Annotated in this window: 8 protein-coding genes and 3 pseudogenes; 5 read left to right on the top strand and 6 right to left on the bottom strand. The window is 67.1% G+C overall.

Annotated elements, in window-relative coordinates:
* A pseudogene (locus tag T428_RS35145) lies at positions 1-297 on the top strand (HNH endonuclease signature motif containing protein); the annotation flags it as partial.
* A 224-nt stretch (positions 298-521) separates the two neighbouring features.
* A pseudogene (locus tag T428_RS30585) lies at positions 522-1,662 on the top strand (AI-2E family transporter).
* Here the strand turns inward: T428_RS30585 and T428_RS30580 are convergent.
* Together T428_RS30580 and T428_RS0123790 are read right to left on the bottom strand one after the other, a co-directional pair.
* Positions 1,643-2,439: pseudogene (locus T428_RS30580) on the bottom strand (dienelactone hydrolase family protein). The pseudogenes T428_RS30585 and T428_RS30580 sit on opposite strands and share 20 nt — an antisense overlap.
* Before the next feature lie 10 nt (positions 2,440-2,449).
* Entirely contained in the window at positions 2,450-3,121 is a 672-nt protein-coding gene (locus T428_RS0123790; protein ID WP_025738425.1) for a DUF4245 domain-containing protein, read from the bottom strand.
* 79 nt (positions 3,122-3,200) lie between these two features.
* Here T428_RS0123790 and glpX point away from each other — a divergent pair, with 79 nt between their 5' ends.
* Genes glpX through T428_RS0123775 form a run of 3 tightly spaced genes read left to right on the top strand, consistent with a single transcriptional unit; the run spans position 3,201 to position 6,727 of the window.
* Positions 3,201-4,286: a class II fructose-bisphosphatase gene (glpX, locus tag T428_RS0123785; protein ID WP_025738424.1), complete on the top strand. Its 1,086-nt coding sequence runs from the start codon at positions 3,201-3,203 to the stop codon at positions 4,284-4,286.
* Positions 4,287-4,322: 36 nt separating this feature from the next.
* Positions 4,323-5,726, top strand: coding sequence for a class II fumarate hydratase (locus tag T428_RS0123780; RefSeq protein WP_025738423.1), 1,404 nt, complete (start codon positions 4,323-4,325; stop codon positions 5,724-5,726).
* A gap of 17 nt (positions 5,727-5,743) precedes the next feature.
* Positions 5,744-6,727, top strand: coding sequence for a hypothetical protein (locus T428_RS0123775; RefSeq protein WP_025738422.1), 984 nt, complete (start codon positions 5,744-5,746; stop codon positions 6,725-6,727).
* A 5-nt stretch (positions 6,728-6,732) separates the two neighbouring features.
* On the opposite strand, the gene T428_RS0123770 is transcribed toward T428_RS0123775, so the two are convergent.
* From T428_RS0123770 to T428_RS0123750, 4 genes are all read right to left on the bottom strand, one after another.
* Positions 6,733-8,196: an adenylate/guanylate cyclase domain-containing protein gene (locus T428_RS0123770; RefSeq protein WP_025738421.1), complete on the bottom strand. Its 1,464-nt coding sequence runs from the start codon at positions 8,194-8,196 to the stop codon at positions 6,733-6,735.
* Positions 8,197-8,317: 121 nt separating this feature from the next.
* Positions 8,318-9,202, bottom strand: a complete 885-nt coding sequence (locus tag T428_RS0123765) for a polysaccharide deacetylase family protein (RefSeq protein WP_025738420.1) — start codon at positions 9,200-9,202, stop codon at positions 8,318-8,320.
* An 89-nt stretch (positions 9,203-9,291) separates the two neighbouring features.
* The gene (gene phoH2 / locus T428_RS0123760) at positions 9,292-10,593 is read right to left on the bottom strand and encodes an RNA 5'-3' helicase PhoH2 (RefSeq protein ID WP_025738419.1); all 1,302 of its coding nucleotides are present in this window, start codon (positions 10,591-10,593) and stop codon (positions 9,292-9,294) included.
* 221 nt (positions 10,594-10,814) lie between these two features.
* Positions 10,815-11,642: an acyl-ACP desaturase gene (locus T428_RS0123750; RefSeq protein ID WP_025738418.1), complete on the bottom strand. Its 828-nt coding sequence runs from the start codon at positions 11,640-11,642 to the stop codon at positions 10,815-10,817.
* Positions 11,643-11,674 lie beyond the last annotated feature (32 nt).

The following is an 11,674-nucleotide window of genomic DNA, read 5'->3' as shown; positions in this document are numbered from 1 at the left end:
GCGGTCTACACGCCCACCACATCGTGCACTGGGAAACGGCGGCCCCACCGAGTTGACCAACATCGTCTTGGTCTGCCCCTACCACCACCACCTGCACCACCGCGGCCTGATCACCATCACCGGAGACCCCGAGCACCTGCTCGTCACCGACCACACCGGCCAACCACTGCGCCCAGGATCACTCGCGCACCCACCCAACCCCCACCCGACGTGCCACCATGCCCCGGACCCACCGGCGAACGCGCCCACTGGTGGTGGTACCAACCCTTCCAACCACAACCACCACCCACCAACTAAGCACCAGCACTCAAACCTATTGGAGCATAACGAATTTCACCTGAAACATCCGCAACCCGCACCAACGCCGAGCCAAGTCGGGAGATCTACCCGCAGATGCAAGCCCGGCGCCGGTGGCCACAGCTCCGCCAAGCGGGCAGCCAACCAATCCGCGATAGCGCGCACTCTGCACCAAATTCGCGGGCTGGGCTAAGGTTCAGCTCAACGGCGACCCGGAGGGCGTTATAAACACCGAATTCACGCTCACCCAGAAACGAGCCCTCGCGGTTCTCACGCTGATCGCGCTGGCGTTCGGCGCCTACTTCCTGCGCGACTATTTCGTGCTGATCGTGGTGGCCGCCGTCGGCGCGTATTTGTTCACCCCGCTGTTCAATTGGTTCAACCGGCGCCTCGGCACCGGCCTGTCGGCAACCTTCACCGTGCTGTCGGCGCTGGCGATGGTCATCGTGCCGGTCGGCCTGCTCATCGTCTTGGCCGTCGTCCAGATCTCCCGCATGGTCAGCAGCATCTCCGAATGGGTCAAGACCACCGACCCCAGCGAACTCGGCAACAAGGCGCTGCACCTCGTCAACGACCTGTTGGGCCGAGTCCCGTTCCTCCACATGACAATCACCGCCGAGCAACTGCGCAAGGCGGCGGTCAGCGGCGGACAGCACGCCGGCCAGTGGTTGCTGCAAGCCCTCCAGGGAGCGGCGGGAGGCGTCGTCGGTGCCATCACCTACGGGATCATCTTTCTGTATGTCTTTCTCGCGTTGCTGGTGCACCGGGAGAGGTTGCGCACGTTGATCGCTCAGCTCAACCCGCTGGGCGAGGAAGTCACGGATCTGTACCTGAAGAAGACCGCCGCGATGGTGCGCGGCACCGTGTTCGGCCAGTTCGTCATCGCACTGTGCCAAGGGGTCGCGGGTGCGGGGTCGATCTACATCGCCGGATTCCACCACGGCTTCTTCATTTTCGCGATCGTGCTCACCGCGCTGTCGATCATCCCGCTGGGCGGGGGCATCGTGACGATTCCGTTCGGTATCGGAATGATCTTCTACGGCAACATCTTCGGTGGTGCGTTCGTGATCTTGTGGCATCTGCTGGTGGTCACCAACATCGACAACTTCTTGCGGCCGATCCTGGTGCCGCGCGACGCCCGGCTGAATCCGGCGCTGATGCTGCTGGCGGTGTTCGACGGTATCGCCGTGTTCGGCCCCGTGGGGCATCGTCATCGGGCCGGTTCTGATGATTCTGATCGTCACGACGATCGACGTCTACCTGGCGGTGTACAAGGGCGTCGAGCTGGTGATACCGGACGACGACAAACCCGCGCGCCGCAACTGGCTGCCGTGGCGCAAGACGGCTAAGTCAGGCGCTGCGTGAGGAATTCGACGACTCGCTGGCGGGCCTCGTAGGCCGGATGGCCGTCGACCTCGCGGACCTCGGTGGTCAGCACGGAGTGTGCGGACTTGGTGAAACCGTGGGCATTGCCCGAGCGCGAGTCGATCTCAATCACCTCGAACGCGTCGCCGAGCCGCTGCTTGAGCGCGGCGAATCGTTCAGCCGGCACCACCGAGTCCTCGCTGAACCGTAAACCCATGGCACACAAGCCTTCAGTGGTGGCGCGCTCGGCGACGGCGGCCAGCTCCGCCTCGCTGAGCCCGGGATCGCTGCGGCGAGCACGCCCCAGCGGCAGCGGCACTGACGGCTGCGAGAGCACCGGCGCCAGCACGCTGTCGTCGACCGGGCGGCCAGGGCGAAGCCGCCGGTGAAGCACTGCCCGATGACGCCGACCCCCTTGCCGGGCGTGGACGCGTTGAGATCGCGGGCCAGCGCGCGCAGGTATTGCGACACCGGCCGCTGCTTGTTGGTGGCGAAGGCCGCGAATTCCCTCGCCACGCAAGCTCGCGCCAGACTCGCCGCGATGGACCCGTTCGTCTTGGCCCGGCCCGGCTCGCCGAACAGCGACGGTATGGCGACGGTGAATCCGTTGTCCACCAAGTGGTTACCCAGCCCCAGCACGCCGGGATGGATTCCGGGTATCTCCGGAATCAGGACCACGCCGGGTCCGGCACCCTTGCGATAGACGTCGTGGGTGTAGCCGCCGCCACTGAACGGGGCCACTACCCACCCGGACAGGTCCGCTTCGGGTGCTGTCACGCGATCGCTCCTATCGGCCGGTCGGCAACGGCGCCTGCGACTGCGTCGCCGCCGCCAGCGTACGGAACTGCTCGGTGGTTCCGGCACCCGTGATCGCGATCTGGGCGGCCCCGCCCGGGCTGGTCAGCTTGGTGGTCCAGATCGGCTCGGCATCGGTACCGCGGTCACCGGACCCGCGATAGACGATCCAGCTCGTACCCGCGACGTCGACCGTTCCGGTCGGATACGCCGACGGGTGGATCGAGGCGACCAGTTTGTCCTCGTCGGCGTTGCTCTGCGTCAAGCTCAGATACATCCCCGTCGGGCCGATGTATCCGACCGTCGACGTGGCCGCCCGCAGCCGCTGACCGTCGGACACCCGCCCGTTCTCGATACCGCCGCGACTGCCGGAGTTGGGTTGCCAGCCCGCGGGCAACTGCGGCAACCGGATCGGAAAGCCCAGCGTCTGCGCATCCGCACGCAGGGCCGTCGCCGCGTCGTAGGACGGAATGGCGCCCTGGTGCGCCCCGGTCGGCTGAAACGAACACATTCCGACCATCCCGGCCAGCAGGATGCATCCGATCACCAGCGGCACCAGTGACCAGAACATTTCGCGACCGTCCTGCAGCAACCGCGGTTTGGCCGGCCTGGCCGCCGGCACCGGCTCACCGGCCTGCTCGGCGCCGGGCTGCTCCTGGGTCACCCCACGAGTATCCCAGTTTGCCGTCGACAGCCGCCGCCCAGCTCCAGCGGACGGATCCGCTTCTGGGAGAATCACCCACATGACAGCATCGGGCGGATCCGGTTCGTCTTCGACCGCGACTGCGGGCTCCGACCCGCAGGTACGGGCACGCCGCGAGGCGCCCGACCGCAACTTGGCCCTGGAACTGGTCCGGGTCACCGAGGCCGGCGCGATGGCCGCCGGCCGCTGGGTGGGCCGCGGCGACAAGGAGGGCGGTGACGGCGCGGCCGTCGACGCGATACGTGAACTGGTCAGCTCGGTCTCCATGCGCGGCGTCGTCGTCATCGGCGAGGGCGAAAAAGACGAGGCGCCGATGCTCTACAACGGCGAAGAGGTCGGCAACGGCGACGGCCCGGACTGCGACTTCGCCGTCGACCCGGTGGATGGCACCACGCTGATGAGCAAGGGCATGCCGAATGCCATCTCGGTGCTGGCGGTGGCCGACCGCGGCGCGATGTTCGACCCGTCGGCGGTGTTCTACATGAACAAGATCGCCGTCGGGCCCGAAGCCGCGCACGTGCTGGACATCACCGCCCCGATCGCCGACAACATCCGCGCCGTCGCCAAGGTCAAGGACCTCTCGGTGCGGGACATGACCGTGTGCATCCTGGAACGGCCGCGGCACAGTCGGCTCATCGCGGACGCCCGCGCCACCGGTGCCCGCATCCGGCTGATCACCGACGGCGACGTCGCCGGCGCGATCTCGGCCTGTCGGCCCCAGTCGGGCACCGACATGCTGGCCGGCATCGGCGGCACCCCGGAGGGGATCATCGCCGCGGCGGCGATCCGCTGCATGGGCGGGGCCATTCAGGCGCAGCTGGCGCCGCGCGACGAGGCCGAACGCCGCAAGGCGCTCGACACCGGCTACGACCTGGATCAGATCCTGACCACCGAGGACCTGGTGTCCGGCGAGAACGTCTTCTTCTGCGCCACCGGCGTCACCGACGGCGATCTGCTCAAGGGCGTGCGCTACTACCCCGGCGGGTGCACCACCCAGTCGATCGTGATGCGCTCGAAGTCGGGCACCGTCCGGATGATCGAGGCCTACCACCGGCTTTCCAAGCTCAACGAATACTCCGCGATCGACTTCACCGGCGACAGCACCGCTGCCTATCCCCTGCCGTAACCGCGACAGCACACCCCGACGAAGAGGAACCGATTCATGGCCGAAAGCGCTGAATATCGCATCGAGCACGACACCATGGGCGAGGTACGTGTGCCCGCAAAAGCGTTGTGGCGAGCGCAAACCCAGCGCGCGGTGGAGAACTTTCCGATTTCTGGCCGGGGCCTGGAGCGCACCCAGATCCGCGCGTTGGGGTTGCTGAAGGGTGCCTGCGCCCAGGTGAACCGCGATTTCGGGCTGCTGGCACCGGAGAAAGCCGACGCGATCATCGCGGCCGCGGCCGAGATCGCCGACGGACAACACGACGACCAGTTCCCGATCGACGTGTTCCAGACCGGCTCGGGCACCAGCTCCAACATGAACACCAACGAGGTGATCGCATCCATCGCAACCAAGAACGGCGTCACGGTGCACCCCAACGACGACGTCAACATGTCGCAGTCGTCCAACGACACCTTCCCGACCGCCACCCACATCGCGGCCACCGAAGCCGCAGTGCGCCACCTGATCCCGGCGCTCGAGATCCTGCACGACGCACTGGCCGCCAAGGCCGGCGAGTGGCACATCGTGGTCAAGTCCGGCCGCACCCACCTGATGGACGCGGTCCCGGTCACCCTCGGCCAGGAATTCAGCGGATACGCCCGCCAGATCGAGGCCGGCATCGAGCGGGTGCGGGCCACGCTGCCGCGGCTGGGTGAGCTGGCCATCGGCGGAACCGCGGTGGGAACCGGGCTCAACGCTCCCGACGGCTTCGGCGCCAAGGTGGTCGAGGCGCTGGTCGCGTCGACGGGACTGTCCGAATTGCGCACCGCGGCAAACTCTTTCGAGGCTCAGGCCGCGCGCGACGGCTTGGTGGAGACGTCCGGCGCGCTGCGCACCATCGCCGTGTCATTGACCAAGATCGCCAACGACATCCGGTGGATGGGGTCCGGGCCGCTGACCGGTTTGGCCGAGATCGCGCTGCCGGACCTGCAGCCGGGTAGCTCGATCATGCCGGGCAAGGTCAATCCTGTTCTGCCCGAGGCGGTTACGCAGGTCGCAGCCCAGGTGATCGGCAACGACGCCGCCGTCGCCGTCGGCGGCTTGTCGGGCGCCTTCGAACTCAACGTCTACATCCCGATGATGGCTCGCAACGTCTTGGAGTCGTTCAAGCTGCTGACCAACGTCTGCAAGTTGTTCGCCGAGCGCTGCATCGTCGGTCTCAAGGCCAACGAAGAGCACCTGCGCGGGTTGGCCGAGTCGTCGCCGTCGATTGTGACACCGTTGAACTCGGCCATCGGCTACGAGGAAGCCGCTGCCGTGGCCAAGCAAGCGCTCAAGGAGAAAAAGACGATCCGTCAGACCGTCATCGACCGCGGTCTGATCGGCGACAAGTTGTCGATCGAGGAACTGGACCGCCGGCTCGACGTGCTGGCGATGGCGAAGGTCAAACCGGCGAATTAGGTGGGGGTGGTTCTGCAATGACGGCTCCTCCGGGCGGTCCCTACGGTCAGGATCCGTACGGTGCGAATCCGTATGGGCAGGGCCCCTATTGGGGTGGACCTCCGCCGACCGGACCACCGCCGACCGGCCCGCAGCAAGGCGGCCCGCCCCCGTACCCGCCGGGCGGCCCGTTCACCAATCCTCAGGGCGAGATGGACCCTTCGTACCCCGGTCAGCAGTTCGGCCAGGCCGGGCCGCCGTATGCCCCCGGCTGGCCGCCCGGCGCCTACCCGCCGGGACCGCCGCCGAACGGGCCGCGGTCGAACATGCCGTGGCTGATCGTCGCGGGCATCGCGGTGCTGGGTGTCATCGCGCTGGTGGTGATCTTGATCGTCAGCCTCAACAACGAACCCAAGCCCCACCAAGCGAGTCCGTCGCCTTCGACGGCCGCGCCGACGTCGCAGCCGGGCGGTTCCGGACAGACCGCAACCGATTGCACACCCAATGTGTCCGGCGGCGACAAGCCCGCGGGCGGCGCCCCGATCAAGGCGGGCAAGCTGTCGTTTCCGGCCAACGCAGCACCCGGATGGGTGCCGTTCTCCGATGACCAAACTCCGAATCTCATTGGCGCGGTAGGAGTAGCGCAGGAGGTGCCGGGCGCCAGTCAGTGGGTGATGCAGGCCGAGGTCGCGGTCACCAACTTCGTCCCCAGCATGGACGTCAGCGCGCAGGCAGCGAAGTTGATGAATTGCGTGGCCGAAGGCCCCGGCTACTCGAACGCCTCACCGACGCTGGGCCCGATCAAGAAGTCGTCGATCACGGTCGAGGGAATCAAGGCCGCGCGGGTGGACGCCGACGTCACGATCGCCGACCCGGCCCGCAACGTCAAGGGCGACGCCGTGGTCATCATCGCGGTCGACACCAAGCCGGTCACCATCTTCCTGGGCGCGACGCCCATCGGCGATGCCGCCTCGGCGGGACTGCTCAACCAGGTGATCGGATCGCTGAAGGTTTCGAAGTAAACCGGTCAGGCCGGGCCCGCGGTCGCCGACACATGCGTGGCCTCCGAGCGACCGCGCAACACGGTGGAATAGCACTCCGCCCAATGACCGCGTTCGGTCTCGTCGGCCCGGTCGACGGCCGCCGCCGAGCAAAGGATGCGCCGATTCGCCGTCTTGGCGAGATCCGCCAGGCGGGCGGCTTCGTTGACCGCGTCACCGATTACCGTGTATTCATAGCGGTTTTCGGCGCCGATGTTGCCGGCGAAGACCCGGCCCGCCGACACCCCGATGCCGAAATCGACGGGGAGCCGACGCAATTGGGTGCCCAACGTGCGCACCGTGGCCAGCGCCGCCGAGGACGGCTCGCCCGTGCGCAACGGAGCCCCGAAGATGGCCAGCGCGGCGTCACCCGCGAACTTGTTGATCAGGCCGTGGTGTTCGTCGACGGCGTCGACGACGATGCGGAAGAAGTCGTTGAGCACGTCGGCAACCTCTTGAGGCGGACGGCTTTCCGCCAGCTGAGTCGAACCCACCAGATCGATGAACAACACCGCCGCCTCGACCACATCTCCCGACAGCGACGCCCCCTCTTCGATCGCGCGCTGCGCGACGTCGGCGCCGACATGACGCCCGAACAGGTCGCGTAGCCGGTCGCGCTCGGCGAGGCCGGCCACCATGCGGTTGAATCCCGTTTGCAGACGCCCGATTTGGGACCGCTCGTAGACGCCGACAGTGGTGTCGATGTTGCCGCGCTGGACCTGAGCCATCGCGTCGACAACTTCGCCGATCGGGTCCGAAATCGAGCGCGACGTCAGGATCATCGTGGGCAGCCCGAGCAGCAGCGCGGCCAACGACACCACCAGAATGGGCACGTCCACGTCGGCCGACTGTTGAATCAGCCAGCCATTTGAGCGCAGCACCACCAACGTCGCGACCACACCGATCGGAAGTGCGCTGACCAGAAACCAGAGCATGACGAGCCGCGCGAACACCCCGGGCACCGCCAGCCGGGGCTCGAGGCCCTGGGTCGCCGCACCCATGATGGGGCGCAGGGTGCGTTGCGCGAGCAGCATTCCCGTGCCGGCGGCGGCCGGTCCACCCAGCGCCACACCGAGCACCATCGGCAACACCAGCGCGGCCCCGCCGTCGAGAATGACCAGCAGCAGGATCGTGCCGGCCAACCCCCAGGCCACCATCAGGATCGCCGTTTGGCGACCGGCGAGTTTCATCGCGATCTCCCGCTGGGCCGCGGTGGGTTCTTCGCCGGCGGCGTACCAGCGCAGCGTGGGGGCGAGACTGACCATCCCGGCCACCGCCACACCAACGATCCCCAGCACGACAAGCACCACGATCGTCGGGGCGTTCTTCTGCGCGAAATCGACGTCGGTGTCCAGGAACGTGTGACCCCGCAGCGGGATCAGGATGGCGGCGGCGTCGATCACCGCGATGATGTAAGCCAGCGCAAGGTCGACCGCGTATTCAATGGACAGCCGCCGCGCCGACTTGCGCTGCGGCGGCTCGGATGTCGCCGCCGAATCACGCGATTCGCGCGCGCCCCGACCGCGCAGTCAGTCCGCTTTGATCACCCTCTATAAGGTAGCGGCGTGGTCGCTAGGCACCGTTGTTCGGCCCACCCGAGTTCTGGCCCGGAATGTCGGTGATCGGGAAGTTCGGCATCGGCTTGGGCGAGGGCGTGTTGGGCAGCGTCGGGATGTCGGCGGGCGGGATGTCGTGGAGTTGGTTGGCCGGTGGCCCGTTTTCGCGGCTGCCGTAGCTGCTGCCCGGTGCCCGCGGGCCCAGCAGTTCGCTGACCGTGACCAGGCGGTAGCCGTTGGCCTTGAGCACCGGAATGAACTGGTACACCAGGTCAACGGTGCTCGAGTAGGTGTCGTGGAACAGCACCACCGAGCCGGGCTTGATATACGTCATCAGCATGTACCGCGTCGCCGCGGTGTTCGAGTCGTTCGCCCAATCGAAAGGTATTACATCCCAAAGGATTTCAGCCAACCCATAGCGAGCGGCGGTCTGGCGCACGTCGGGGGTGGACAGCCCGCCGGCCGGACGGTACAGCGGCGGGGTCCGCCCGGTCGCGGCACTGATCGCATCGTTGGCCTTGCTGAATTGTCCGGCGACGTCCTCGGGTGGCAGCGTCGTCATGTTGGGGTGCTCCCAGGTGTGACTGCCGATCTCCATTCCCGCGTCGGCGATCCGCCTGGCCCCGGCCGGGTTGGCGGCCACCTTGTTGCCGATCAGGAAGAAGGTGGCCTTGGCGTCCGGGATGCCACAGTCCTTCAAGATTTGTAGCAGCCGCTCGTCGAACGGGCTCGGCCCGTCGTCGAACGTCAGCGCGACACATTTGACCACCGAGCAGCTCATGCTGTCGGCGCGCGTCACGTGACCGGTCAGGCCGCCGATCACCAGCACCGCACCGGCGGCCACGACACCGAACACGGTCCGCCAGTAGCGCCAGGCCGGGGTGTCGGGTCGGTTGCGCACCGTAAAAGCCTACCCACCGCGAGATTGCAACCAGCGACGCATTTCGCGAGTGCACGCGTCGTGGAATACAGTTTCGCGGCCAACCACCATCAGTGCGGGCCGGCGATTTCCTCGAGCATCTCGGTGACCAGCGCGGCGATCGGCGAGCGCTCGCTGCGCAGCAGCGTGATGTGGGCGAACAGCGGGTGACCCTTGAGCTTTTCGATCACGGCTGCGACGCCGTCGTGCCGGCCCACCCGCAGGTTGTCGCGCTGGGCGATGTCGTGGGTGAGCACCACCCGCGATCCGGTGCCCAGCCGCGACAGCACGGTGAGCAACACGTTGCGCTCCAGCGACTGCGCCTCGTCGACGATCACGAACGAGTCGTGCAGCGAGCGCCCGCGAATGTGGGTCAGCGGCAGCACTTCGAGCATGCCGCGCGACAGCACTTCCTCCAGCACGACCGGGCTGGCCAGCCCTTCCAGGGTGTCGAAGACCGCCTGCGCCCAGGGGCCCATCTTTTCGCTCTCACTCCCGGGCAGGTAGCCCAGCTCCTGACCGCCGACGGCATACAGCGGGCGGAACACCACGACTTTGCGCTGGGTCCGCCGTTCCAGCACCGCCTCGAGACCCGCGCACAGCGCCAGCGCCGACTTGCCGGTGCCGGCCTTGCCGCCGAGGCTCACGATGCCCACCGACTCGTCGAGCAGCAGGTCGAGCGCCACGCGCTGCTCGGCGGAGCGCCCACGTAGCCCGAACACTTCGCGGTCGCCGCGAACCAGTTGCACGCGCTTGTCCGCATTGACCCGGCCGAGCGCATGCGAGCTGCCGCCCAGCAGCCGAATACCGGTGTGGCACGGCAGATCTCGCGCCTCGACCAGATCGATCTCGCCGTCGGCGAACAGCGCGTCGATGTCCTCGGAAGCGGTCTCGATCTCTCGCATCCCCGACCAGCCGGAGGCCACCACGTCCTGCGCGTGGTACTCGTCGGCGGCCAGGCCTACCGCGGCGGCCTTGACGCGCAGCGGAATGTCCTTGCTGACCAACGTAACCCGCTTGCCTTCGGCGGCGAGGTTGGCCGCGCAGCTCAGGATCCGGGAATCGTTGCTGTCGGTTCGGAAGCCGGCCGGCAGCACGGCCGGGTCGGCGTGATTGAGCTCGACGTGCAGCGTACCGCCTTGTGTCCCAACGGGAATGGGCTGATCCAAGCGACCGTGCTCGAGTCGCAGATCGTCGAACAAGCGCAGCGACTGTCGGGCGAACCATCCCAGCTCGTAGTGGTGGCGTTTAGCCTCCAGTTCGCTGATCACCACCAGCGGGACCACCACCTCGTGTTCGGCGAACCGACTACATGCCCACGGGTCGGACAGCAGCACGGAAGTGTCGATCACGTAGGTCCGGATTTCGGTCACGTAGCGCTCCTCGAGCGGGATGAGCCCGCGCGGACCCGCACAGGCATGTCGGCGGGAACTGCGACACCAGGACCGGGGCCGGTCCTTCCGTTGATCTGACGGGAGGTGCCGCCCTGGCAGCAGAGCTTGACGCTGACCATCGAGGACGACGCTACTCTCGTCGCCGCTTCGCAGCAGCGCAGACGCGCCGGCGCCGGGGTGTGACGCTGACCATGCGAAAGCTAGCCGCTGACGAACTGCCGCAGCGCGGGCTCGTCGGCGACGCCCCAGTCGGTGATGCGGTCGGCGATCGCCTGGCGCAGCTCGGCGGGCCCGAAAATCCCGGCGGCGGCGACGTTTTGCACCTTGTCCTGATACGCGCGGATGTCCGCACCGACGACCTGCAGTTCGGCCGCGCGCTTGGCGATCGCGGCGATGGTCTCCTCGCGGGTGACCTTCAGGCAGTGCGCGACGAGATTGGAGAACAGCAGTTCGTGGCGCACCTCGTCGCGGGCGATCCGGTCGATGAGCCCAGCCAAGATCGGCTCCTCGAGCTGGGCGGCCAGGTTGCGGCAGAACACGGCATGGGTGCGCTCGGTCAACGCCATGTACACCAGGGTTTCCACCTGGCTGTAGTGGTCGGCGCGGTAGCCCTGCATCACGTACTCGATGCGGGCCTGCTCGTTGGCGGTGGGGTCGACCTCGCGGGTCACCACCAGGTACTCGCGCAACGCGATGGCGTGCAGATGCTCCTCCGCGGTCCAGCGGCCCAACCAGCGGCCCCACCAGTCCTCGAGAATGAAGTGCTCGACGAGTTCGCGGTGATGAGCGGCCAGGTCGTCCTTGAGCAGCAGCAGGATCTCGCAGGCGTCGGTGAAAGCCCGCGGCAGCGTCATGCTGGACGGGTCCCAGTCGCGTCCACCGAGGAAGGCATAGTTCTCCCCGCGGTCGAACGGCACGTAGTCGTGAGCAAACCAAATGTCGTCGGTGGACAGGTGGCGGTCCATCTCCGCCTCAACGACCGGTTCGAGTTCCAGGGTCAGCGCATTAGCGACAGGTTTCTGTGCCATGCGGTTACTGTAACCGATAGACACAGGTTCAA

This window comes from Mycobacterium genavense ATCC 51234 (genome assembly GCF_000526915.1).
In the GTDB taxonomy this organism is placed as follows: Bacteria; Actinomycetota; Actinomycetes; order Mycobacteriales; family Mycobacteriaceae; genus Mycobacterium; species Mycobacterium genavense.
This window is presented reverse-complemented; position numbering and strand designations above follow the sequence as displayed.

Bases quoted from the DNA above. Each gene is read 5' to 3' on its own strand.
- glpX (WP_025738424.1), top strand. From the start codon at position 3,201: ATGACAGCATCGGGCGGATCCGGTTCGTCTTCGACCGCGACTGCGGGC.
- T428_RS0123780 (WP_025738423.1), top strand. From the start codon at position 4,323: ATGGCCGAAAGCGCTGAATATCGCATCGAGCACGACACCATGGGCGAG.
- T428_RS0123775 (WP_025738422.1), top strand. From the start codon at position 5,744: ATGACGGCTCCTCCGGGCGGTCCCTACGGTCAGGATCCGTACGGTGCG.
- T428_RS0123750 (WP_025738418.1), bottom strand. From the start codon at position 11,642: ATGGCACAGAAACCTGTCGCTAATGCGCTGACCCTGGAACTCGAACCG.